The sequence below is a fragment of the Bradyrhizobium sp. SZCCHNS30572 genome, from assembly GCF_032484415.1.
Classification (GTDB): Bacteria; Pseudomonadota; Alphaproteobacteria; order Rhizobiales; family Xanthobacteraceae; genus Bradyrhizobium.
Map to the genome: position 1 here is coordinate 590,807 of NZ_JAUESY010000001.1, position 24,512 is coordinate 615,318.

Sequence of the window (24,512 nt, forward strand, 5' to 3'; positions counted from 1 at the left end):
GCTCCTTAGCGGCTCGGCTCAGGGCGCGGTGCGCCGGGGTCGGTGCGCTGGCCCCATGCGGCCGGCGCGGCCGGGCGCAGCGGCGTGTAGGGTCCGACGACGCCCGACATGCGCACGGGCGCAGCGTTCGCCGCCGGATCGGCCGGATCAGCCCCGGCTAACGCGACCGTGCGCGGCTGGCAGGCGGCGAGGCTCGTCGCGGCAAGCAGCGTCAATGCGCTGGCGACGACGGAGAATGGCAGGCTGCGCCGCGCCGGACATGCGGCAGCGGGCGTCGCCCTGGATTGCGACAACATGAGGTATCCTTGGTCTGATGAAACGCGAGCGGCCGCGCGTCATTTGCGCGCGAAGCCGGGGTCGTTCGCTCAGGCCAGGACGATGGGGGGACGGTACAGGCGCGGCGGCGTGCGGCCGGGCAGGCCTTCGTCGCGCGCAACGACGCCGGTGGCAGCGAGGCGGGCGGGGAGGGCGACTGCCGGCAGCGTGGCGGCCAGGCCCACGGCGCACATCATGGCGCAGCACGGGCCCGGCATCTTGCCATGATCGTGGTGCGACGGTGCGGAAGCTGGAGCGTGCATCCCGGCGTCTGCGACAGGGTGAGCATGATGATGGACGTGCGCCGCAATTGTCTGTGGCATCGCCATCATGACCATCTCGTGGCGAGCCGCATCATGAGGCGAGACCACAGCGCCAACGACGGTCTCGTCGAGACAGGGCGCCGCCCCCGCGCCGAGCGCGAGCGCCACGCCGGGGCTGACCACGCAGACGAGGTAAGCAAGGACGAGCAGCCGTCCTGCCACCATCAGCATCTTCCGTGTCAGTCCCAACGACATGCGCGGCCAATCACTCCAATCCGGCGCGCAACCTAATGATAAAGCGTTGCGCCGCCAAGAGGGCCGAACCGTGATCGTGCAGATCCCTCCTGTTGCGCTGCTTCTGCATGCCCATTGCCGCAGCAATGTGGCTTGACCTGATGCGGTGCGGCAACGAAGTTGCTGAAATCGTGCACGGACCCAATACAAGATTCGAGGAAGCGCCTCATTTCATTCCGGACTCGCGCCAGGCCTGGGCGCGGCTGGCGCTTGCCCTCGTCATCGGTTCCATCGGCGGCGCGGGGATGTGGACCGTCGTCGTCGTCCTGCCGGTCGTGCAGGCCGAGTTCGCCGCCAGCCGCGGCGCGGTCTCGCTGGCCTACACGCTGACGATGTTCGGCTTCGGCGTCGGCGGCGTCATCGTCGGCCGGATCACCGACCGCTTCGGCATCGTCACCGCAATGGCGCTTAGCATCGCGACGACGGCCGCGGCCTATCTGCTCGCCGGCGCCTCGGTGACGCTGTGGCAGTTTCAGGCGGTGTATTTCCTGGTCGGGCTCGGCTCGTCCGTCACCTTCGCGCCGCTGATGGCGGAGGCGTCGCACTGGTTCGTGCGCTATCGCGGCCTCGCCGTCACCATCGTCGCCTCCGGCAACTACGTCGCCGGCACGGTGTGGCCGCCGCTGGTGAATTGGGGCGTGCAGCAGATCGGCTGGCGCGCCAGCCATGTCGCGCTCGGTGTGTTCTGCGCGGTGACGATGAGCGCGCTGCTCCTGGTGTTGCGCGCCCGCATGGATGGTGCCGGCGCGCAGAATCATGCCAGCGCGGCGCCGCCGCAACTGGAGTTGCCGATCTCCACCAATGCGCTGACGGTGCTGCTCAGCGTCGCCGCGATCGCCTGCTGCGTGGCGATGGCGATGCCGCAGGTGCACATCGTCGCCTATTGCGGCGACCTCGGCTACGGCGTCGCCATCGGCGCGCAGATGCTGTCCTTGATGATGGCGCTCGGCATCGTCAGCCGGATCGGCTCCGGCTTTCTCGCCGATCGCATCGGCGGCGTCAGGACCTTGCTGATCGGCTCGCTGGCGCAGGGTTTTGCGCTGCTGTTCTATCTGTTCTTCGACGGCCTGACGTCGCTCTATCTGATCTCGGGCATGTTCGGCCTGTTCCAGGGCGGTATCGTACCGAGCTATGCGATCATCGTGCGTGAGGCGATGCCGGCGCGCGAGGCCGCCACCCGGGTCGGCATCATCATCTTCGCCTCGGTGTTCGGCATGTCGTTCGGCGGCTGGGTCTCGGGCGTCATCTTCGACGCCACCGGGTCCTATTCGGCGGCCTTCGCCAACGGCGTCGCGTGGAATGGTCTGAACCTGGCCATCGTCGTGACGCTGCTGATCCTGGCACGACGGCAACACCGGCTGGCAGCCTGAAACAAGAGGCGTTGCACGAGAGCCACAGCCGGAGTCCAATATCCGGCTTATATGCACGTCGTCATACAAAATCCCGGCGGCCGCCGCAAATCGATCGAATCACGTCACGCAACTATGGAACTCGATCGGAGCCGATCGCGGCCATTTGGCCTCGGGCGCGCTCCGCATCGCGAGGTTGGTTGTCGCGAGGTCTCAGCCGAGGCCGCGGTCGCCCGTCGCATGCCTGACGCAGGCAGGCCTCGAGGTGAATGCTCCGGACGGGTCGAGAACGCTGCGGCGGCATCGCGATGGTGCAGGAGGCCGTTGCGCTATGTCCATCGTCACGAAGGCAGCTTCGCAAGTCGCGCTCGCCGCGCTCGCAGCCGGACTCATGCTGAGCCAGGCATCGGCGCAGGCCTGGCCGCAGCTGCAACAACAACCGCCGCAGCCGCCGCGCCCGGCAGCGACCCGCTCCATCATCGTGCCCGTCGCCCCGGCCGCCCGGCCGAACGGCGCACCCGTGATCCCCGCGCCGCCACGTCCCGCCGGCCTGCCGGCGTCGCTGTCGCCCGCGCCCGGCAGCGGGCCGGACGTGTGGCGGCTGCCCAACCCGACCGACGTCAACGACGGCACCGTCACCGTCATCACCGCGCCGGCCGGCGGCGCCACCTCCGTGTTTGGCTCGGACATGGCGCGCGTGCTCGATGATCAGACCAACGTCCGCGTGCTGCCGGTGCTCGGCAAGGGACCGGTGCGCAACGTCTCCGATATTCTGTTCCTGAAGAGCATCGACATGGGCGCGGTCGCCGCCGACGTGCCCGAATTCTACCGCCTGCAATACGGCATTCCCGACATCACCTCGCAGCTCCGCTACATCGCGCGGCTCTATCACAACGAGATCCATGTCATCGCGCGCTCCTCGATCCGCTCGATCTTCGATCTCAACGGCAAGCGCGTCATCGCGCCGACCGATGTCGGCTTCTATTCCGCGCGCGTGATCTTCAACCGGCTCGGCCTGACGGCGTCATTCGACTACGCGACCGATGACGCCAAATCGATCCAGAAGCTGATCGATGGCGACGCGGACGCCTACATCGTCTCCACCGGCAAGGTGTTCCAGCTCGCCCGGAACATCAGGAACGACAACCGCGCGCTGCACCTGGTGACGATCCCCTACGACCGTCGGCTGCAGGACCTCTATCTGCCGACGACATTGTCCTCCGAGGAATATCCGAACCTGCTCAACCCCGGCGAGACGATCGAGACGGTGGCGATCGGCATGCTGCTCGTCAGCTACAATTGGCCGGAGAATACCGAGCGCTACCGAAAGGTGGCGCGCTTCGTCGAGGCGTTCTTCGCCAACTACGACGAGTTCATGAAGCCGCCGCGGCATCCGAAATGGCGGGAGTCGAGCATCGTCGCCGCCATCCCGAACTGGAAGCGGTTCAAGGCCGCGGAAGAGTGGCTGCTGGCGCACAACATGGTGCCGCGACCACAGGTCGCCGACGTGCGCCAGACCCAGTTCGAGAGCTTCGTGCGCCAGAGCGGGGGACAGCTGTCGAACGATCCGGCTGAGCGCAGCGCGCTGTTCCGCCAGTTCCTGCAATGGCGCCAGCAGCATGGCGGGCCGCCGACGCCGTCGCGCTGAGCTGTCAGCTCGCGGTTGTCTACTTCGCGAGCTCTTTCGAACGCGCCGTTGCCGCGGCGACCGCCTTGGTCAGCAGCGGCTGGAAGCCGTCGGCTCCCATCAGCACCGACAGCGCCGCGGCGGTGGTGCCGCCCGGCGAGGTGACGTTCTGGCGCAGGGTGGCGGACGGCAGGTCCGATTGGCGCAGCAGCTCGCCGGCGCCCGACACGGTGTGGCGCGCGAGCTTCGTCGCCAGGGACTCGGGCAGGCCGGCGGCGACGCCGGCGCGGGCGAGCTCCTCGGCGAGCAGGAACACATAGGCGGGCCCCGAGCCGGACACGGCAGTCACCGCGTCCATCAGCGCCTCCTCGTCGACCCATTCCACTGCGCCGGTGGCACGCAGCAGCGCGTCCGTCAGCCCCCGCTGCGCGGCGCTGACATTGCCGGCCGGCACCGCCACGGTGATGCCGCGGCCGATCGCGGCGGGCGTATTCGGCATGGCGCGCACGACCGCGCCGCCGATCGTTTGCTGCAGGCCGGCGATCGTCGTCCCCGCCATGATCGACAGCACCAGCGTCGCGTCGCCGACCCACGGCTTCAAGGCGGGGCCGGCGTCGGGGAACATCTGCGGCTTGACGGCAACGATGACGACCTCGGCCGGCGCGGTCGCCGTCGGATTGAGGCGGACGCCTCGGGCCTTTAGCGCCGTGATCTCGGCCGACGGCATCGGCTCGATCACGACCACGCGCGCGGGATCAAGGCCGCCGGCCAACCACCCGGTCAGCATCGCCCCGCCCATCTTGCCGGCGCCGGCCAGCACGATGGTGCCGGTGAGCTGATGAAGCAGGTTGTTGTCCGCTGATGTCACGACGCACTCCGCTGTCGTCCCTGCGAAAGCAGGGACCCATAACCACCGGCGGTTCTAGTGGAGCAGGGGCAGAGCGACAAGCGTCGCGCGCCACACGGACATCACGCGGTATGGGTCCCTGCGTGCGCAGGGACGACACCGCGTGTGATGGAGCGGCGGCGGCTTACGCCTCGCCCTCTGTATCGAACAGCGCCGCCGCCATGGCCTCCTGGGTCGACTTGCCGGCCCAGACCACGAACTGGAAGGCCGGGAAATAGCGCTCGCAGGCGTGGATGGCGCCCGCCAGCATGCTCTCGCATTGCAGTCCCGACGCGGTGATCCCGCCGGGCAGCACCAGGGCCTGGCGGTGCATCACCATGCCGGTGTGGGTCCAGATGTCGAAATGGCCGAGCCAGAGCTGCTCGTTGATCGCGGCGATCAGCCGCTGCACCTCGGCGCGGCGCGCCTCGGGAATCTTCATGTCGAAGGCACAGGCCAGATGCAGCGCCTCGATCTCCGCCATCCAGGTGAAGGAAAGCTGATAGTCGGTCCACTGGCCCTTGGAGGCGATCGTGATCTCGTCCTCGCCGGAGCGCTCGAACATCCAATTATTGTCGGCCGCAATTGTCTCGACCACGCTCAGCGGATGATCTGCGGAATCGATAGTGCTTTCGAGCAGGGACATGCCGTCTCGACCTCGTCTTCTTGATCTCGTTGGTACATACGCGGCGACCCGGCCCACGCCCTCTTGGCGCTTCGCGACCCGGCTTGCAGTCCCGGAGGTACCCCGAGGCGTGCGAGGACAAACTGATGTGATTTGCGGAATCTGCGCAACGGGGGGGCGAGTCCGTCCACAGCCAAACACCGCTTCGTCCACAACTCCTGTCCGGCCTGTGGAATCATCGGCGAACGAGAACAAAACGGAATCGGACACGCCGCAGCCGCTCGGTCTGAGGTGATTTGGCCGCAGGAACGGCCGTGAGCGTCTGCATGGCCGCCCGTCGCGGACCGCGGGCGTGAGGCCTTGCCGCAGCCGCCGACCGCCTGCATAGTTCATTCAGGCCGTCCATCCGGGCGGCCGATGTTCTCAGGGCGGGGCGAAATTCCCCACCGGCGGTAAGCGTTCTCGGTCGAGCGCGAGCCCGCGAGCGCCTTCTCGGCAAGGCACGGTCTGGAGAATTCTGTTCTCCGGAACGTGTCGCGCAGAGAAGGGTCAGCAGATTCGGTGCGATTCCGAAGCCGACGGTCACAGTCCGGATGAAAGAGAACGGGTCCCGGCACCCCGCGCAATCCAGCGTGGGGGCGTCGTCGTTCCGTGTGCCCTGATTCTGGTCTCTGACGAGGACAACCATGAATCAGATGTTGCAAGACGCGCCTACTGATACGCCCACCGACACCATCACCGCAGGAACGTCGCCGCCGGCGGATACGCCGGTCGCGTCACCGCCCGACGAGTCGCCACCGGCGCCGTCGCATCCGCGCTTCAGCAAGCCGCAGCGCGTCGCCTTCGTGCAATCGGCCTGGCATCGCGACGTCGTCGCCGAATGCCGTCTGGCCTTCCTCGACGAGATCGAGGCGCGCCACATCCCGCGCGATCGTGTCGACATCTTCGAGGTGCCGGGCTCGTTCGAGATCCCGCTGCATGCGCAGCTCCTGGCCAAGACGCGGCGCTATACAGCGATCGTCGCGGCCGGCCTCGTCGTCGACGGCGGCATCTACCGCCACGAATTCGTCGCCGACACCGTCATCAAGGCGCTGATGGACGTGCAATTGCGCACCGAGGTGCCAGTGTTCTCCGCGGTGCTGACGCCGCAGCAATTCCACGAGACGCAGGCGCATTTCGAGTTCTTCCGCAAACATTTTGCGATCAAGGGCATCGAGGTGGCGACCGCCTGCGCCGAGACGCTGCTGAGCCTGGAGCGGCTGCGCAGCCAGGTCGCGGCGGGGATTATCTGAGGCGGACGGTGTGTGGCCGGTCACGGCCGGCCACACATGCTTCAGTGTCGGGAGCCGAGGTCTCACCGCGACGGCGGCCTGCTCCCCTCCCCGCAAGGGGGAGGGGAACTCACCGCGTTCGCCGCTCCAGATCGAATCCAACGTCTGGCGCCACGCCAATCAAGCTTGCCGCCCTCGCTTGTCCCCCAGCGACAACACGCCCCCTCACGCTCCCCGCCTTGTGTTGTCAATTTCCTCGCCACCCCTGTAAAATCTCCCTTGGGAGGAGGCTGGCCCGTGGCGACGGGCGGCCGACAAGGATGATCGAAGGATACGATCCTTATCTCGTCGCGCTCTCGGTCGTGATCGCGAGCCTGGGTGGCTATACCGGTTTCAGTCTCACCGCGCGCATCCGCAGCGGGCCGGGAGAGAATGCGCGCGTGCTGCTGTCCGGCGCCGCCGGAATTCTGGCCGTGGGCATCTGGACCATGCATTTCGTGGGCATGATGGCGGCGCCACTGCCGCCTGATGCCGTCTATCTGGTGCTGCCGACCATCATCTCGTTCCTGATCTGCGCGCTCGTGATCGGCATCTCGCTGTTCTTCGTCAGCATCGGCGATCCCTCCCCCCGGCGCGTCGTCCCTTCCGCGCTGCTGCTCGGCGCCGGCATCGCCAGCATGCATTATGTCGGCATGCACGGCCTGTCCGGCTCATTCGGGCTGACGCATGATCCGGCGCTGGTGGCGCTGTCGGTGGCGATTGCGATCGGCGCCGCCTATGGCGGCCTGCGCATCTTCCTGGCGCGGCAGGACGGGCTGCGGCTCGCCATCAGCGCGGTTGCGTTCGGCATCGCCGTGTCCGGCATGCATTACACGGCGATGCTGGGAATGCATGTCGTGCCGATGGGCGAGGGACACGATCACGCCGCACCAGGACTTGCTGCGTCGCCGCAAGCGCTCGCGATCGTCGTCGCCGTGCTGTGCTTCGTCATCGCCGCCGGATTTTTGCTGTCGCTGGTGCCGGACCCGCGCCGTCAATCGCAGCCGATGCCGGCCGTTGCCGAGGCTGCGCCGCAATTGGCGCCGGAGCCGGCCGCGACGGCGGCCGAGCCGGTGGTCGAGGTCGCCGCTATGAGCCGGGCGACGGCGGCGCCGCTGGGGGGCATCGGCCAGCCGCCGCGCGCGACCGCGGCGCGATTGCCGCTGGAGGGCGCCAACGGCACCCATTTCATCGATGCCGGGGACGTGCGCAGCGTGCGCGCCGATGCGCACTACACGCGGATCCACGACGGCACCCGCGAGCGGATGTGCCCATGGTCGATCTCCGAGGCTGAGGCGCAGCTCGATCCCGGCCGCTTCATCCGCGTGCACCGCAGCCACATCGTCGCGATCGAGCATGTGATCTACGTCGGTCGGGAAGGCGAGGGCGCGATCATCGAGCTCGATGGCCCCTCGAAGCCGCGCGTGCCGGTGAGCCGCGCCAAGGTCGCCGAGGTCAAGGCGCGGCTCGGGCTGCGGCGGCCGGCCTGAGTTCAGCGTTCGTTTCGCTGCTGCAACAGCGCGCCGCCATTCTCCCCAACGCATGCAACACCGCGCGCGCGTCTTGCGCGGCCGCTCACGCCGTCACTCGCGCGATTGGGTCGCCCTCGCTGACGCAATTCGTGCGCGACCAGCCGCATTTCGTGCGATTTCGCCGCTCTCCGTGCCGGCTTCGTTGCGCGGCCAGCGATCCCGATCGACGCTCCGCGCCAATCCGCGATGCGTCCGCGTTCGCACTTCGCTCTCGCAGCACGAACGCCCGCCGCAACAACGCGACGGCCTTGCCGATAAGGCAGGCCAGCACAGGAGAGGAAACGTCATGATTCCTGGCCCGTTCGACTATCACCGGCCGGCGAGCGTCAGCGATGCGATCAAGCTGCTCGCCGACCTCGGCGATGACGCGCGACCGCTCGCCGGCGGCCACAGCCTGCTGCCCATGATGAAGCTGCGACTGGCGACTCCGGCGCATCTGATCGATCTGCACGGCATCGCCGGGCTCAAGGGCATCCGCCGCGATGGCGACCGCATCGTCATCGGCGCGATGACCACGCAGGCCGAGCTGCTGGCCTCGACCGAGATCGGAGCCAGCCTGCCGATCCTGCACGAAACGGCGCTTTTGATCGCCGATCCGCAGGTGCGCTACCGCGGCACGCTCGGCGGCAACGTCGCCAATGGCGATCCCGGCAACGACATGCCGGCGCTGATGCTGGCGCTCGATACAAGCTACCGTCTGGAGGGGCCGAACGGCGCCCGTGAGGTCGCGGCGCGGGAGTTCTACCAGGGCGCCTATTTCACCGCGCTGGAGCCGGGCGAGATCCTCACCGGGATGAGCATTCCCGTTCCGCCTGCGGGACACGGCTACGCCTATGAGAAGCTGAAGCGCAAGGTCGGCGACTACGCGACCGCCGCGGCGGCCGTCGTGCTGACCATGGCCGGCGGCAAGGTGGCGAGCTGTGTGATCGCACTCACCAATCTGCACGAGACGCCGCTGCTCGCGACCGACGCGGCGAACGCCGTGATCGGCACGGCGCTCGACGATGCCGCGCTGAAGGCCGCTGCGAATGCAGCGCGCGCGATCATGCAGCCGGCGTCCGATGCGCGCGGCCCGGCCGAGTACCGCATCCATGTCGGCGGCATTATGGTCATGCGCGCCCTGCAGCGCGCGGCGGCGAGGGCGAAGTAGCAGGGTGTGCTGACACCGCGGGCCCGCATGCGGTGCCTTCTCGCCCCCGGCACGTCCTCTCATCTCCCTCCCCCCTTGTGGGGGAGGGGCGGGGAGGGGGGTAGCCCCAAGCGAGACTGCCGCCGTGGACCCCCACCCCCGACCCCTCCCCGCAAGGGGGAGGGGAGCTCACCGCCCGGGAGGCTGATAGCCGGGCCAAAGCTCAAACAAATTTCAAGGGAGCACCAAATGCCCAAAACCCACATCACGATGAAGGTGAACGGCAGCGAGGTCGAAGGCCTCGCCGAGCCGCGCACGCTGCTGGTCCACTTCCTGCGCGAGCAGGCGCAGCTCACCGGCACCCATATCGGCTGCGAGACAAGCCATTGCGGCGCCTGCACCATCGACATCGACGGCATGAGCGTGAAGAGCTGCACCATGCTCGCGGTGCAGGCCAACGGCTGCGAGATCACCACGATCGAGGGCATGGCCAACGCCGACGGCACACTGTCGCCGCTGCAGGAAGGCTTCCGTATGATGCACGGCCTGCAATGCGGCTTCTGCACGCCCGGCATGATCATCCGCGCGCATCGGCTGCTGCAGGAGAATCCGTCGCCGACGGAGGCGGAGATCCGCGCCGGCATTTCCGGCAACATCTGCCGCTGCACCGGCTACCAGAACATCGTCAAGGCGATCCAATACGCCGCCGCCAAGATCAATGGCGTGGAATTCCAGGAGGCCGCGGAATGAACGACCTGACTCCCACGCGGGAACAACGCGAAGCCGCGCTCGAAGGCATGGGCTGCCGGCGCAAGCGCGTCGAGGACATCCGCTTTACCCAGGGCAAGGGCAACTACGTCGACGACGTCAAGCTGCCGGGCATGCTGCACGGCGACTTCGTGCGCTCGCCGCATGCGCATGCGCGGGTGAAGGCGATCCACACCGAGGAGGCGCTGAAAGTGCCCGGCGTGCTCGCGGTCATCACCGCCGAGACGCTGAAGACCGTCAACCTCGCCTGGATGCCGACCTTGGCCGGCGACGTGCAGATGGTGCTCGCCGACGGCAAGGTGCTGTTCCAGAACCAGGAGGTCGCCTTCGTCGTCGCGACCGACCGCTATGCCGCCGATGACGGCGTCTCCAAGGTGGTGGTCGAGTACGAGCCGCTGCCGGTGCTGGTCGATCCGTTCAAGGCGATGGACCCGGACGCCCCTGTTCTGCGCGAGGATCTCGCCGGCAAGACCACAGGCGCACACGGCCCACGCAAGCATCACAACCACATCTTCGAATGGAGCGTCGGTGACAAGGAGCTCACCGACGCCGCGTTCAAGAAGGCCGACGTCACCATCAAGGAGATGATCTCGTATCACCGCACCCATCCGTCGCCGCTCGAGACCTGCCAGTGCGTCTGCTCGTTCGACAAGATCAAGGGCGAGCTGACGATCTGGGGCACCTTCCAGGCGCCGCATGTGATCCGCACCGTGGTGTCGCTGATCGCCAAGATCCCCGAGCAGAAGATCCACGTCATCGCGCCGGACATCGGCGGCGGCTTCGGCAACAAGGTCGGCGCCTATCCCGGCTATATCTGCGCCGCGGTGGCCTCGATCGTCACGGGCAAGCCGGTGAAATGGGTCGAGGACCGCATCGAGAATCTGACCGCGACTGCCTTCGCCCGCGACTACCACATGACCACCGAGATCGCGGCGACCAAGGACGGCAAGGTCACGGGCCTGCGCGTCCACGTGCTCGCCGATCATGGCGGCTTCGACGCCTGCGCCGACCCGTCGAAATGGCCGGCCGGCTTCTTCAACATCGTCACCGGCTCCTATGACTTCCCGGTCGCGCATCTCTCCGTCGACGGCGTCTACACCAACAAGGCGCCCGGCGGCGTCGCGTATCGCTGCTCGTTCCGCGTCACCGAGGCGGCCTATTGCATCGAGCGCGGCATGGACATTCTGGCGCAGAAGCTCGGCATGGACCCGGCGGAGCTGCGCCTGAAGAATTTCGTCAAGCCGGAGCAGTTTCCCTATCACTCGGCGCTGGGCTGGGAGTACGATTCCGGCGACTACCACACCGCCATGCGCAAGATGATGGAGAGCGTGGACTACGCCGGTCTCCGCAAGGAGCAGGCCGAGAAGCGCGCCGCCTTCCAGCGCGGCGAGACCCGCGAGATCATGGGCATCGGCGTCTCCTTCTTCACCGAGATCGTCGGCGCCGGTCCGTCGAAGAACTGCGACATCCTGGGGATCGCGATGTTCGATTCCTGCGAGATCCGGCTGCACCCGACCGGCGCCGGCATCGCGCGGATGGGCACCAAGAGCCAGGGCCAGGGGCACGAGACCACCTGGGCCCAGATCATCGCCAGCGAGATCGGCATTCCCGCCGACAACATCATGGTCGAGGAAGGCAACACCGACACCGCGCCTTACGGCTTGGGCACCTACGGCTCGCGCTCGACGCCGGTGGCAGGCGCGGCCATCGCGATGGCGGCGCGCAAGATCAAGGCCAAGGCGCAGATGATCGCGGCCTACAAGCTCGAGGTCCATGAGGACGATCTCGAATGGGACATCGACGGCTTCCGGGTCAAGGGCCTGCCCGAGAAGGTGATGTCGATGAAGGACATCTGCTGGGCGGCCTACAACTCGGTGCCGCCCGGCATGGAGCCGGGGCTGGAGGCGGTGAGCTACTACGATCCGCCCAACATGACCTATCCGTTCGGCGCCTATCTCTGCGTGATGGACATCGATGTGGATACGGGCGTGTACAAGGTCCGACGCTTCTATGCGCTGGATGATTGCGGCACCCGCATCAACCCGATGATCATCGAGGGCCAGATCCATGGCGGCCTCACCGAAGCCTTCGCCATCGCGATGGGCCAGGAGATCCGCTACGACGCTGAGGGCAATGTCGTCACCGGCTCGTTCATGGACTTCTTCATGCCGACCGCGGTGGAGACGCCGCATTGGGAGACCGACTTCACGGTGACGCCTTCGCCGCACCATCCGATCGGCGCCAAGGGCGTCGGCGAAAGCCCCAATGTCGGCGGCGTGCCGGCGTTCTCCAATGCGGTCAATGACGCGTTCTCGTTCCTGGGCGCGACGCACATCCAGATGCCCCACGACTTCTGGCGCAACTGGCAGGCGGCGAAGAATTTGGGTGTGGTGGCGTAGACTGAAGGCGCTGGCGTTTACCGCGCGAGCGGTGCGTTCCCTCCCCCCTTGTGGGGGAGGGCTAGGGAGGGGGTACCCCACGGGCAGTGTGCCGTGGAGACCCCCACCCCCAACCCCTCCCCACAAGGGGGAGGGGAGTTCACCTCCGATGACGCTGCAGTCGAACTTGACATGAAAGCCCGCGACGACATCGCACAATCGCTCTCCGCTTGCGGCTATATCGCCGACGGCGAACTGGCGACCGCGATCGCGCTGATGCAGCTCCTCAGACGGCCGCTGCTGCTGGAAGGCGAGGCCGGGGTCGGCAAGACCGAGGTCGCCAAGGCGCTCGCCTGCGTGCACGGCAGCGAGCTGATCCGTCTGCAATGCTATGAAGGCCTCGATCAGAGCTCCGCGCTCTACGAGTGGAACTACCAGCGCCAGCTGCTCGCGATCGAGGCGCATCGCGGCCAGCCGGACACCATCGAGGACCAGATCTTCTCCGAGAAATATCTGCTGGAGCGGCCGCTGCTTGCGGCGATCCGCCGCGCCACGCCGCCAGTGCTGCTGATCGATGAGATCGACCGCGCCGACGACGAATTCGAGGCGTTCCTGCTGGAGCTCCTGTCGGACTTCCAAGTCTCGATTCCGGAGCTCGGCACCATCAAAGCAATCAGCATCCCGCACGTGGTGCTGACCTCCAACGGCACCCGCGAATTGTCCGACGCGCTGCGCCGGCGCTGCCTCTATCACTACGTCGACTATCCCGACGTCGATCGCGAGGCGCGCATCATCCTGGCGCGGATCGACGGCGCCTCGGCGCAACTGGCTCTGCAGATCGCGCGCCTTGTCGACTCCTTGCGCAAGGAGGAACTGCGCAAGGTGCCCGGCGTCGCCGAGACGCTGGACTGGGCGGCGGCACTGGTCGGGCTCGACGTGCGCGATCTCAAGGACCAGCCCGAGATGGTGCATGACACCTTGATGTGCCTGCTCAAGACCCATGAGGACCGCGCGCGGATCACGCGCGAGGTCACGGCGCGGCTGCTGGGGAAGGTCGCATGAGCTGCTGTGGCACCACACCCGACCACGAGGACATGAACGCGGTCGCGCGGCTGGTCGCGGGACGCCTCGGTGCATTTCTCAAGACGTTGCGCGACAACGGCTTCGCGGTCGGCCTGTCGGAGGGGCAGGACGCGGCGGCCGTGATGAGTGCGGGCTATGCCGATAAGCCCGGCCTGTTGCGCTCCGCGTTCAAGCACCTGTTTTCGGCGCGCAAGAGCGAGTGGGATCGCTTCGACGGCCTGTTCGACGCATTCTGGCTCGGCAAGCGCGTGCGCTCGCGCTCGCTGGTCGCCGGCGCGACGGCGAGAGCGAACAGCCCGTCCCTGAAGAGTCTGCAGGATGCGAATGCCGGTCAGCCGGAGCCTCACGGCGCGACCGATCAGATTCCCTCTGACGAAACCCCACGCGACGCGGGTGGCGAGGGCCTGCGCGAAGGAGCATCGCGCGTGGAGTCCATCAGCGATACCGACTTTCGCAAGCTCGCAGATCCTGACCAGGTCGCGCTGGCGCACGAGGCTGCGGCGCGGCTCGCCCGGGCGATGCGGACACGGCTGACGCGCCGCGATCAGTTGCGGCGCAAGGGCGAGCGGCTCGACCTGCGCCGCACCATCCACCGCAACATCAGCCATGGCGGTGTGCCGATTGCGCTGGTGCACCGGCGACGCAAGCACAAGCCGCTGCGGCTGGTGGTGCTGCTCGACGCCTCCGGCTCGATGAGCCCCTACACCGCGGTGTTCCTGCGCTTCATCCACGGTGTGCTCGACGCCTTTCATGAGGCCGAAGCGTTCCTGTTTCACACCCGGCTTGCCTATGTCTCGGATGCGATGAGGGAGAAGGATGCCGCGCGGGCGCTCGACCGTCTCTCGATGATGGCGCAGGGCGCCGGCGGCGGGACGCGGATCGGCGAGAGCCTGCAGACCTTCAATCGCTGGCACGCGCCGCGCGTCATTCATTCGCGGACCTGCGTGATGATCGTCTCCGACGGCTACGACACCGGTGACCCAGCCTTGCTCGGCCGCGAGATGGCGCAACTGTCGCGCCGCTGCCGCCGCATCGTCTGGCTCAATCCGATGCTTGGCTGGGACGGCTATGCGCCGGAAGCGCGCGGCATCAAGGCCGCGCTGCCCTTCGTCGATCTCTACGCGCCCGCGCATACGTTGAGCTCGCTCGCGGCGCTCGAGCCGTATCTGGCGAGGTTGTGAGATGACGAGGGTGAGCCGCTCTGAAGTGTTGTTGACGCAGACTGTCTCGGCATCGGCGGTCGGCTCCCTCCCCCCTTGTGGGGGAGGGCTGGGGAGGGGGGTACCCCGAGTTCGGTGCAAGACGCCTCCCTCCCTAACCCTCCCCCACAAGGGGGGAGGGAACAGACCTTCAGTGCTGCTGCAGATTGCCTCGAACGTGCGTCAGAGGAGGCACCCATGACCACCTCCTCCGAACTGCTCGATCTCGCCGCCCAATTGAAAGCTGCCGACGAGAGCTTCGTGCTTGCCACCGTCGTCCGTACGGTGTCGGTGACCGCCGCGAAGGCCGGCGCCAAGGCGATCATCCGCCCCGACGGCAGCATCGTCGCGGGCTGGATCGGCGGCGGCTGCGCCCGCGGCGCGGTGCTGAAGGCGGCGCGCGAGGCGCTCGCCGACGGCATCCCGCGCATGGTCTCGGTGCAGCCTGAGAACCTGCTCGCCGAGCTCGGCGTCAAGCCGGGCGAAACCAGGGAGGGCGTGCGCTTCGCCGCCAACATGTGCCCGAGCAAGGGCACCATGGACATCTTCGTCGAGCCGGTGCTGCCGCATCCCGCGCTGGTCATCCTCGGCGCGAGCCCGGTCGCGATCGCGCTCGCGGCGCAGGCGCGGCCGCTCGGCTATCACGTGACGCTGGCGGCGCCGGCGTCCGATCTCGTCACGACACCGGAGGCCGATGTGCTGATCGATGGCTTCGCGCTGGATCAACCGGCCGGGAGCAGCCGCTTCGTCGTGGTGTCGACGCAAGGCAAGGGCGACGAGGCGGCCTTGCGCGCCGCGCTCGCCTGCGATGCGGCCTACCATGCCTTCGTCGGCAGTCGCCGCAAGATGGACAGCCTGCGCGACAAGCTGATCAGGGCCGGCATCGACGCCGCGCTGCTCGACAAGGTCAAGGCACCGGCCGGCCTCGATCTCGGCGCCATCACGCCGGAGGAGATCGCGATGTCGATTCTGGCCGAGATCACGCTGACGCGCCGGCGCGGCCAGCGCGGCTGAATTCCGTCATGGCGCGAGCGGCAGGTCGAACGAAACCCTGAGCCCATCCGGCGCGAAGTCGCGCGTGACCTCGCCCTTCAGCGCCGCGCCGAGAATGCGCTCGAACAGCAGCGAGCCGAAGCCGTTGCTCGCAGGTGGGGAGACCTGCGGGCCGCCGTTCTCCTCCCAGGACAGCTTGAGCCGCCCGTCGGCATGGGTCCAGCTCAGCGTCACCCGTCCTGCATCGTTCGACAGCGCGCCGTATTTCACCGCGTTGGTGACGAGCTCGTGCAGCCCCATCGACAGATACAGCGCGACGCCCGGCGGAAGCGGCACGCCAGGACCGTCGACCGTGACACGGTCGCCTTGCAGCGGCGCCAGTTCGGCGCAGACCAGCTCATCGAGCGCGATCGCCTCGCGGCCGCGATCCAGCGCCAGCGCGTGGCTGCGGGTCAGCGCGGCAATGCGGCCGCGCAGCACCTCGCCGAACGCGGCCAGCGCCGAATCGGCGCGGATGCTGAGCGCGATCACGCTGTCGACCAGCGCCAGCGTATTCTTGACACGGTGATTGAGCTCATGGACGAGCACGCGATGGTGCTGCTCGATCGTGCGCCGCCGTGCATTCTCGGTGCGCAGCGCGATCTCGTCCATCACGATCTCGCTGAGCTCGGTGAGCTGGGCGATGTCGTCGTCGCTCCACGGCCGCGGCTCGTGATCGATGGCGCAGAGCGCGCCGATCACCTCGCCGCTCGGCAGCCGCAGGGGGACGCCGAGATAGGCGATCACGCCGAGAACCGGCACCGCGAGATTGTCCTTCACCAGCGGATGCTCGTTGGCGTCGCTGATCACCAGCGGCTGCGCCGAGGTCACGACGTGCTGGCAGAAGGAGTGGCTGAGCGGCGTCTCGCGCAGCGACGCCCACGGCTCGCACAGGCCGACCGAGCTCTTGAAGAACTGCCGGTCGCGATCGACCAGCGCGATGATCGCCGCCGGAGCCTGCAGCAGCCGCGAGGTCAAGCGGGTGACGCGATCGAAGCCCGGCTCCGGCGGCGAGTCGAGCAGCTCGGTCTGCAACAGGGCAGTCAATCGGTCTGGCGCGGAGGCGTCGCGATCGGACGTCATGCAGCTTTCGTCGGTCGGGCGTTCAGCCAGTGACAGGTTGCAAGACGGACCGGACGGAGCGCAAATCCGGAGCCGGTCGATCGTGCGGCGCAGTGGTATTCGGCTGGAACGAAGCCGGCGCAGAGACGAGATGAAGCCATCAACGCGGCCATCGCCGCGCCTCAGGGGCGGGGCGAATCCCGGTTCCACGCAGGTAACCAAGTGGCAGACTATGGCCTGACCAAGGCAAGTTTGGCATTCCGCCGCAGGTTCTCTTTGGTATGCATTATACCCGTCAGCCCCCCTTGACCGCACCCGCCGTCAGGCCGGCCACGATCTGCCGCTGCGCGAACACGGTCAGCAGCAGCACCGGCAGGGTCACGATCAGCGCGGCCGCCGCGAGCGGCCCCCACGAGAGCTGATCGAACGAGATCATGTTGTAGACCGCGACCGGCAAGGTGCGGGTCTCGCGTCCGGCCAGCACGATGCCGAACACGAAATTATTCCAGGAGAAGATCACCGCGAGGATGAAGGCGACGGCGAGGCCGGGCTTCGCCACCGGTAATGCCACGTGACGGAAAATCTGCCAGCGCGTCGCGCCATCGATACGCGCGGCTTCCTCGAGCTCGATCGGCGTGGTCTCGAAATAGCCGATCATGATCCAGATCACGATCGGCACGGTGACGACGAGATGGATGATGATCTGCGGCCACAGCGTGCCGAGCAGGCCGAGCCACTGAAACAAGAGGAACAGCGGGATCAGATAGGACAGGCCCGGCGTGATGCGCGCGATCAGGATCACGATCGCGGACTTGTGCGCGGCCATGCGCGCGATGCCGTAGCCGGCGGGTACGCCGACCAGCATGGCGAGCGCCGTCGCGCCGCCGGTCACCACCAGGCTGTTCTTGAAATAGGTGAAGAAGCGGTTGGACGACAGCACGTCGGCATAGTTCTTCCAGGCGAAATGCTCCGGCCAGAACACTGGCGGATACGCGGCGTTGTCGACCTCGTACTTCACCGACAGCGAGATCATCCAGAGGAAGAACAGGATCGCAGGCGAGACGATGAGGAAGACGCCGAGCGCGAGCCCGAGCCGGCCGAGGATGGTCTGCGCGCTCATGTGTCGCTCCCCAGCGCATTCCACTGCGCGCGGCGGCGCAGCACCAGCAAGAGCGCAGTCAGCGCGATGATCAGCGCGAAGAACACCACCGCGATCGCCGACGCATAGCCGAGGTCGTAATAGACGAAGGCGACGCTGTAGAGATAGAGGTTGATGGTCTCCGACGCCGAGCCGGGCCCGCCTTGGGTGATCGCGAAGATGATGTCGAAGCTCTTGATCGCGTCGATGGCGCGGATCATCGCGGCGATGAACAGGAACGGCATGATCAAGGGCAGGGTGATGTAGCGGAACATCTGCCAGGTGCTGGCGCCGTCGATCTGTGCGCTCTCGTACGGCTCCGTCGGCAGCGAGGCGATGCCGCCGAGCACGATCAGCATCACCAGCGGCGTCCACTGCCAGGTCTCGACCAGCACCAGCGAGGGGATCACCGTACCCGGATGGAATACCCAGAGCTGCGGCGGCAGGCCGACCAGCGACAGCAGGTAGTTGAGGATGCCGAGCTGCGGATGGAACATCATCGTCCACACCAGGGCGATCGCCACCGGCGTCGCCATCATCGGCATGATGAACAGCGCCCGCAGCAGTCCCCGGCCGGGGAAGCGGGCATGGAAGATCACCGCCGCGAAGGTGCCGAGCACCAGCGGCAGCAGCACCGATAGAGCCGTATAGGACAGCGTGTGCCCGACCGACTCGACGAAGCGGGGATCGGCCGGCAGCCTGAGATAGTTCGACAGCCCGACGAATGTCGTTGGCGAACCGACCTTCCACTCCTGGAAGCTCATCCAGATCGTGAACAGCCAGGGGAAGATGATCACCGCCAGCACGGTGACCAGCGCCGGGATGACGAACGGCCAGTACGACGGCGGCCGCAGCGCACGTTCCGGCGCAGCCGCCTCCGCTGCCGCGCCGGCCTGTTCGACGATCGTGCTCACGCTTTCTCGCTGCGCTCTAGGATGGGGCGGAACTGTTCGTGCGCCTTCTTCAGCTCGGTGGCGGGATCGGCGCCCGACAGCGTCGCGGTCAGCGCCGCACCGACGAGATCGCGGAATTCGGCGACCGGGATGATCACGGGCAGGCCGAGCTTGGAGATCTTGCCGGAGTCGATCGCCGACTGCAGCCACTCCTTGGGCATCTTCACGCCGCCCTGGACCCCGGGGTCGTTGAGCACCGAGTTGCGGAACGGCACGCCGCCGCCGGCCTGCACCAGGCGGGCGCCTTGCGGCTTCGACACCAGCCACTGGCACAGCAGCCAAGCGGCTTCCTTGTTCTTGCTCGCGGCCGCAATGCCGATGCCGTCGCCATAGGTCGCCGAGTACTGCCCCTTCGGTCCGGCGGGCACCACGGTGTAGCCGACCTTGCCGACCACGCGCGAGGCATTGGGATCCTCCAGCGGCGGGGCCCAGCCGACGCCGTCGATCCACATCGCCGAGCGGCCTTGCGTGAACGAGGCCATCGACTCCATCCAGTTGAAGCCGGCCACGCCCGGAGGCGCGCAGGTCGTCAGCAGCTTCTGATACAGCTTGGTGGCCTCGATTGCCTCGGGGCCGTCGGTCAGGATGTTGCCCTTGGCGTCCAGGAACTCGCCGCCATAGTTGAGGAAGAAGTTCGTCCACAGGGTCATGTTGGCGTTGCGCAGGCCGCGTCCGACGAATCCGAACGTGCCGTCCTTGGCATCGGTCAGCTTCTGCGCCGCCGTGACCATCTCGTCGAGCGTCTTCGGCACTTCGACGCCCTTCTTCGCGAACAGCTCCTTGTTGTAGTAGAGGATGAAGTAGTCGACCGACCATGGCAGCGAGAACATCCGGCCCTTGTCGTTGCTGGCGTAAGTCAGGCCGGCGGCGGAGAAATCGCTCTGCACGAGGTCCGGCGCCGTGAGGTTAGGATCCTTCATGAAGTCGGTGATGTCGGCGAGCCAGCCGGCCTTCTCGAACTGCCGCTTCTGCACGTGATAGCTGAGATGGACGACGTCGAAGCTCGGCTTGCCCGACGACAGCTCGATCACGACCTTCTGCCGCTGCTGCTGCTCCGGGATCTGCTCGGATTCCACCTCGATGCCGGTCAGCGCAGTGAATTCCTTGATGTTCTTCTGCAGATTGTCGCCGCGCGGGCCCTTGGCCAGGATCACCTCGAGCTTGGTGCCGGCATATTTCTTCCACTGCGGCTCGGACCAGGCAGGCTGGCCGGTGAGCGCCAGCGCGCCTGCTGCTGCCGTGCCTGCAAGCATGTTGCGGCGCGTGATCGCGGTCATTCGTATCCTCCCCAGGATCATTCTTCTTTGATCTGGAAGTGTAGCGTGATCTGGCGGCGCTGCAACAGCGCGTTGCCGGTTCGGCTGGGGATGCGATGACGCAGCGTGGTGCGATGCGGCAAGCAGCTCACGTATCGGCCTCGGCCGCGAAATCCGCGCGCTCCAGCAGCCACGACAGCGCGAAGCCGGCGACGAGTCCCCAGAACGCGGCGCCGATATTGAGCAGCGGCACGTCGGCCACCGTGACGAGAAAGGCGATCAGTGCGCCCAACGAGAACCGCGTCTTGAACGCGGTCACGAACGCCGTTTGCAGCACGCGCAGCATGGCGAGGCCCGCCAGCGCGGTGATCAATGATTTCGGCGCGATCAGCAGCAGCGTGGTGAAGGTCGGCGCCAGCAGGCCGAAGCCGAGCGCAAGCACGCCCACCACCATCGCCGCGGTATAGTGGCGCTTGCGCTCGCCGCCGGAGACGACGATCGCGTTGGTCGGTCCGGTCAGGCAGGTCGAGACGCCGCCGACGACAGCTGATAGCGCCGAGCCGATGCCGCAGGCCACGGTGACGAGATTGACCGGCGGCTTGTGACCGGCGGCGGTCAGCACCGCAAAGCCCTGGCCGTTCTGCACCACCAGCACGGTGACCGCGAGCGGCACGATCAGCTCGATCATGGCCGCGAGCGACCAGGATGGCGTCGGGATCACCGGATGGATCAGCGCGATCTGCACCGACGCATTCTGATCATATTTGCCGAACAGGAGAGCCGCGAGCGTGCCGATGACGAGCGCGCCGATGATCGGCGGGCAGCGCCGGCCCAGCGCAGGGAGCGCGGTCAGCAGCAGCCAGAGCACGACCATCGGCCCGGCGATGGCAAAGTCGGCGAACACGGCGCGGACGAGATCGAGGCCGAAGCGCAGGAATACGCCGGCGACCATGCCCATCACGATCGGCATCGGCACCAGTTGCATCGCGCGCTTGACCCAGCCGGTGAGCCCGAGCACCAGCATCAACAGCGCCGTGCCGTAGAACGCGCCGACCACCTGCGGGAAGCTGAGATGCGTCAGCGACTGGCCGACCAGGACGGTGCCCGGAATGGTCCAGAACAGCACCAGTGGCTCGCGATAGCGCCACGACAGCGCAAGCGTGATCAGGCCGTTGATGAAGAACACGCCGAAGATCCACGACGCGATCTCCGCCTGCGACAGCCCGCCATTGGCGCCGACCGACAGGATGATGGCGACCGGTCCGGTGATCGCGAACAGCCAGCCGATGAAGCCATGCGAGGCGTAGAGCGGACCGAAGTCGTCGGCGATCCGGGCGGCGCTGGGCGGCGGGCCCGCGGGGCGTTCGATGGCGCTGAACATGAGGGCGGGGCTCGGGGCTGGGGTTCTTGTTTCCTCGCATCTCCAGGGGATGTTGGCCGAACAGGACGGCCTGTGCAAGGCACGGGGCTGATCGGCGGATTACGCTTCGCTAATCCGCCCTACAGGTTCGAGCGTAGGGCGGATTAGGCGAAGCCGTAATCCGCCGCAAATCTTGAATTCATGCATCCGCTGCGAGTAGGCTTACGTTGGTTTCGACTCGAAGCTCGATCCATGCCCAACTATCGACGCGCATTCGTTCCAGGCGGTTGTTGGTTTTTCACGCTGAATCTGCTCGATCGGCGTCAGAGCTTGCTGATCGATCACATCGACGTCCTGCGCTCCGCGGTCGCCGCCACGAAGCGGCGTTTTCCTTTCGAGATCGATGCCTTCGTGGTGATGCCCGATCATCTTCATGCCGTCTGGACCTTGCCGCCCGATGACGCCGACTTCTCGATGCGCTGGCGGCTGATCAAGAACCGCTTCGCGCGGGCGCTTCCAAGGACAGAAAATCTCAGCCCCACTCGTGTGGTGCGGCAGGAGCGCGGCATCTGGCAGCGCCGATTCTGGGAGCATCTTATCCGCGACGAAGAAGATTATGCCCGTCACGTGGAGTATTGTTACATCAATCCGGTGAAGCATAGCTTCGTCAGCCGCGTCGCGGACTGGCCGCATTCTTCGTTTCATAGCGATGTGCGCGCAGGAATGTTTCCTGCGGACTGGGCGGGTGATGTCGAGGTCAGCGGAACGTTCGGAGAGCGTTGACGGAGTCAAGTTTGTCTCGAAATCCCGTGCTGTGTGGTGGCGGATTACGCTTCGCTAATCCGCCCTACGCTCGACCCGTAGGGCGGATTAGGCGCAGCCGTAATCCGCCGTATGTATCCGCGCTAAAGGGGCAATCTTCTGCCCGTCGACCAAATCACCTCATTGCTGCAAATCCTGTCCACCCCTTCGGATAAAAATAAATCGCTTGACGATTTCGTAAAATCAGCATTATGGTCCCGCTCGTTCCGTTGCGTCGGAGGGGACGTATCGCGGTCGTCATGGACGTCGGCAGCGGAATGCGATGGGCGGGTCGGGTCGCAGCGTGATTCAGTTCGCGTCGACGAACGATGCGGCCCGCACGGTCAAGTCGCGCGGTCCTGGCACCCCGAAGCTGGTGTCCCGCGTAACGCGCGCAAGCGCGTTGCGCGCACGGTGGCCAACAAGCCGGCGCACCGGGGAGAACGCGAAGCAGCCGTCAAAACCATCGCGCAGGGAGGGCCGGGTGTGTTCGGCCGGACCTGTGGTTCCTGCCGCCTGCATTTTTTGAGCAGGCGGGCCACGGGCGCGGCCAGCGCCCGGCCTTCCCTGCGCCCTTCATCTCGTGAGGGCGGCACGATGAGCAAAGCTCGGACGCAAAATGCGTCGCGAGATCGCGGAGCTGCATCTCCAGATGTCGGCAGACAATGTTGCCATGAAAGACACCGCGGGCGTCGTTGCGAGCGCAGCGACTTGTCCGCCGAAGCTCGGAGAGCGTCGGCGGAAGCAATCCAGGATCTCTCCGTTGAGGCACCCTGGATTGCTTCGTCGCTGCGCTTCTCGCAATGACGGCGTATGGGGCAAGCTGCCCACCCTCCCCTGGAGGGGGAGGGTCGCCTCACGACGAGCGAAGCGAGACGTGAGGCGAGGTGGGGTGATCTCTCCACTTGCACCAGAGCCTGCGGAGAGATCACCCCACCCCGCTCGCCCGCTTCGCGTGCGATCGACCCTCCCCCTCCAGGGGAGGGTGGGCCAAATCGAGTTCTAGCGCGAGAAGGATGAGGCGACGTTCGCAGACAACCGAGGTCAGTCGAACAGGCTCGACACCGATTCTTCCGCCGCCGTCCGCCCGATCGCCTCGGCGATCAGCGGGGCGATCGCCAGCGTGCGGATGTTGGGGGCGTTGCGGACCGCTTCGGTCGGCATGATGGAGTCGGTGATGACGAGCTCCTTCAGCCGCGACGAGGTGATGCGGGACGCGGCACCGCCGGAGAGCACGCCATGCGTGATGTAGGCGTAGACGTCCTTGGCGCCGTATTTGAGCAGCGCATCCGCCGCGTTCACCAGGGTGCCGCCGGAATCGACGATGTCGTCGATCAGGATGCAGGTGTGGCCGGAGACGTCGCCGATCACGTTCATGACCTCGGACTCGCCGGGACGCTCGCGGCGCTTGTCGACGATGGCGAGCGGCGTGTTGATGCGCTTGGCCAGGCCTCGGGCGCGCGCCACGCCGCCGACGTCCGGCGAGACGACCATGAGGTTGGAGAGATCGAAGCGATCCTTGATGTCGCGCACCATCAGCGGCGAGGCAAAAAGGTTATCGGTCGGGATGTCGAAGAAGCCCTGGATCTGGCCGGCGTGCAGATCCAGCGTCATGACGCGGTCGACGCCCGCATGGGTGATCAGGTTCGCGACGAGCTTGGCCGAGATCGGCGTGCGCGAGTTCGATTTGCGATCCTGCCGCGCATAGCCGAAATAGGGCACCACGGCGGTGATGCGGCGCGCGGAGGCGCGGCGCAGCGCATCGGTGATGATCAGGAGCTCCATCAGCAGGTCGTTCGCCGGATAGGACGTCGATTGAATGATGAAGACGTCGGAGCCGCGGACGTTCTCCTGGATCTCGACGAAGATCTCCATGTCGGCGAAGCGCCGGACCACCGCTTTCGTCAGCGGCAGCCCGAGTTCAGCGGCGATGCCGGCGGCGAGAGCCGGATTGGAGTTGCCGGCGACGAGTTTGATGGAGCCGTTCTTGGCCGACATCGTGAATTCTCCTCGCGTCTCGCTGGAGACCTTGTTCAGCATATCGGGCTATCCATGGAACCGGCAGTTTTGCACGGGCGAGGTGATATCAAGGACACCGCGCGCATGGCAACCCGCCGCGGGTGTTTTTCCCGGCCAAAAACGGCGCAAAATG

At 66.7% G+C, this 24,512-nt stretch carries 21 protein-coding genes and 1 riboswitch; of the genes, 11 read left to right on the forward strand and 10 right to left on the reverse strand.

All coding sequences use genetic code 11. From position 1 onward, the window contains the following. Positions 1-5: 5 nt before the first annotated feature. Both QX048_RS02630 and QX048_RS02635 read right to left on the reverse strand, forming a co-directional pair. On the reverse strand, positions 6-296 hold the full coding sequence (locus QX048_RS02630; RefSeq protein WP_316191567.1) for a hypothetical protein: 291 nt from the start codon (positions 294-296) through the stop codon (positions 6-8). Between the two features lie 69 nt (positions 297-365). After that, a complete protein-coding gene (locus QX048_RS02635) occupies positions 366-833 on the reverse strand; it encodes a hypothetical protein (RefSeq protein WP_316191566.1) in 468 nt (155 codons plus the stop codon). Positions 834-1,003: 170 nt separating this feature from the next. Here QX048_RS02635 and QX048_RS02640 point away from each other — a divergent pair, with 170 nt between their 5' ends. Together QX048_RS02640 and QX048_RS02645 are read left to right on the forward strand one after the other, a co-directional pair. After that, a complete protein-coding gene (locus QX048_RS02640; protein ID WP_316166490.1) occupies positions 1,004-2,242 on the forward strand; it encodes an MFS transporter in 1,239 nt (412 codons plus the stop codon). 310 nt (positions 2,243-2,552) lie between these two features. Further along, positions 2,553-3,869, forward strand: a complete 1,317-nt coding sequence (locus QX048_RS02645; RefSeq protein ID WP_315826165.1) for a TAXI family TRAP transporter solute-binding subunit — start codon at positions 2,553-2,555, stop codon at positions 3,867-3,869. Between the two features lie 19 nt (positions 3,870-3,888). On the opposite strand, the gene proC is transcribed toward QX048_RS02645, so the two are convergent. Beyond that, positions 3,889-4,716 carry a pyrroline-5-carboxylate reductase gene (gene proC, locus QX048_RS02650; protein ID WP_315826166.1) on the reverse strand — a complete coding sequence of 276 codons (828 nt, stop codon included), beginning with the start codon at positions 4,714-4,716 and terminating at the stop codon, positions 3,889-3,891. Positions 4,717-4,879: 163 nt separating this feature from the next. Next, positions 4,880-5,380, reverse strand: a complete 501-nt coding sequence (locus tag QX048_RS02655) for a YbjN domain-containing protein (protein WP_315714059.1) — start codon at positions 5,378-5,380, stop codon at positions 4,880-4,882. 394 nt (positions 5,381-5,774) lie between these two features. Next, a riboswitch (FMN riboswitch) is annotated at positions 5,775-5,968 on the forward strand. A 77-nt stretch (positions 5,969-6,045) separates the two neighbouring features. On the opposite strand from QX048_RS02655, the gene QX048_RS02660 reads away from it, so the two are divergent. The 8 genes from QX048_RS02660 (at position 6,046) to QX048_RS02695 (ending at position 15,772) form a co-directional block, all read left to right on the forward strand. Further along, on the forward strand, positions 6,046-6,651 hold the full coding sequence (locus tag QX048_RS02660) for a 6,7-dimethyl-8-ribityllumazine synthase (protein WP_315714060.1): 606 nt from the start codon (positions 6,046-6,048) through the stop codon (positions 6,649-6,651). Between the two features lie 299 nt (positions 6,652-6,950). After that, complete coding sequence (locus tag QX048_RS02665; RefSeq protein WP_315826168.1) at positions 6,951-8,159, forward strand: MHYT domain-containing protein; 1,209 nt, start codon at positions 6,951-6,953, stop codon at positions 8,157-8,159. Positions 8,160-8,487: 328 nt separating this feature from the next. After that, a complete protein-coding gene (locus QX048_RS02670; protein ID WP_316191565.1) occupies positions 8,488-9,351 on the forward strand; it encodes a xanthine dehydrogenase family protein subunit M in 864 nt (287 codons plus the stop codon). Positions 9,352-9,579: 228 nt separating this feature from the next. Further along, complete coding sequence (locus QX048_RS02675; protein ID WP_315714063.1) at positions 9,580-10,080, forward strand: (2Fe-2S)-binding protein; 501 nt, start codon at positions 9,580-9,582, stop codon at positions 10,078-10,080. After that, positions 10,077-12,497, forward strand: coding sequence for an aerobic carbon-monoxide dehydrogenase large subunit (locus QX048_RS02680; RefSeq protein WP_315826171.1), 2,421 nt, complete (start codon positions 10,077-10,079; stop codon positions 12,495-12,497). Before QX048_RS02675 ends, QX048_RS02680 begins: the two co-directional genes overlap by 4 nt. A 171-nt stretch (positions 12,498-12,668) precedes the next feature. Continuing rightward, positions 12,669-13,538 (forward strand): MoxR family ATPase, encoded by an 870-nt coding sequence (locus QX048_RS02685; protein WP_316191564.1) that lies wholly within the window; start codon positions 12,669-12,671, stop codon positions 13,536-13,538. Then, positions 13,535-14,740, forward strand: coding sequence for a VWA domain-containing protein (locus QX048_RS02690; RefSeq protein ID WP_316191563.1), 1,206 nt, complete (start codon positions 13,535-13,537; stop codon positions 14,738-14,740). The genes QX048_RS02685 and QX048_RS02690 overlap by 4 nt, the downstream gene beginning before the upstream one ends. Positions 14,741-14,956: 216 nt before the next feature. After that, a complete protein-coding gene (locus QX048_RS02695; RefSeq protein ID WP_316200321.1) occupies positions 14,957-15,772 on the forward strand; it encodes an XdhC/CoxI family protein in 816 nt (271 codons plus the stop codon). A 6-nt stretch (positions 15,773-15,778) separates the two neighbouring features. On the opposite strand, the gene QX048_RS02700 is transcribed toward QX048_RS02695, so the two are convergent. From QX048_RS02700 to QX048_RS02720, 5 genes are all read right to left on the reverse strand, one after another. Beyond that, entirely contained in the window at positions 15,779-16,873 is a 1,095-nt protein-coding gene (locus QX048_RS02700) for an HWE histidine kinase domain-containing protein (protein WP_316200320.1), read from the reverse strand. Positions 16,874-17,147: 274 nt separating this feature from the next. Continuing rightward, positions 17,148-17,972, reverse strand: coding sequence for a carbohydrate ABC transporter permease (locus QX048_RS02705; protein ID WP_316200319.1), 825 nt, complete (start codon positions 17,970-17,972; stop codon positions 17,148-17,150). After that, complete coding sequence (locus QX048_RS02710; RefSeq protein WP_315714070.1) at positions 17,969-18,904, reverse strand: sugar ABC transporter permease; 936 nt, start codon at positions 18,902-18,904, stop codon at positions 17,969-17,971. The genes QX048_RS02705 and QX048_RS02710 overlap by 4 nt, the downstream gene beginning before the upstream one ends. Further along, the gene (locus QX048_RS02715) at positions 18,901-20,220 is read right to left on the reverse strand and encodes a sugar ABC transporter substrate-binding protein (protein WP_316169343.1); all 1,320 of its coding nucleotides are present in this window, start codon (positions 20,218-20,220) and stop codon (positions 18,901-18,903) included. Before QX048_RS02715 ends, QX048_RS02710 begins: the two co-directional genes overlap by 4 nt. Positions 20,221-20,347: 127 nt before the next feature. Next, positions 20,348-21,580: a benzoate/H(+) symporter BenE family transporter gene (locus QX048_RS02720; RefSeq protein WP_316200318.1), complete on the reverse strand. Its 1,233-nt coding sequence runs from the start codon at positions 21,578-21,580 to the stop codon at positions 20,348-20,350. Between the two features lie 231 nt (positions 21,581-21,811). On the opposite strand from QX048_RS02720, the gene QX048_RS02725 reads away from it, so the two are divergent. Next, positions 21,812-22,342: an REP-associated tyrosine transposase gene (locus QX048_RS02725; protein ID WP_316186720.1), complete on the forward strand. Its 531-nt coding sequence runs from the start codon at positions 21,812-21,814 to the stop codon at positions 22,340-22,342. A 1,062-nt stretch (positions 22,343-23,404) separates the two neighbouring features. Here QX048_RS02725 and QX048_RS02730 read toward each other — a convergent pair. After that, positions 23,405-24,358, reverse strand: coding sequence for a ribose-phosphate pyrophosphokinase (locus tag QX048_RS02730; RefSeq protein ID WP_315714378.1), 954 nt, complete (start codon positions 24,356-24,358; stop codon positions 23,405-23,407). Between the last annotated feature and the right edge of the window lie 154 nt (positions 24,359-24,512).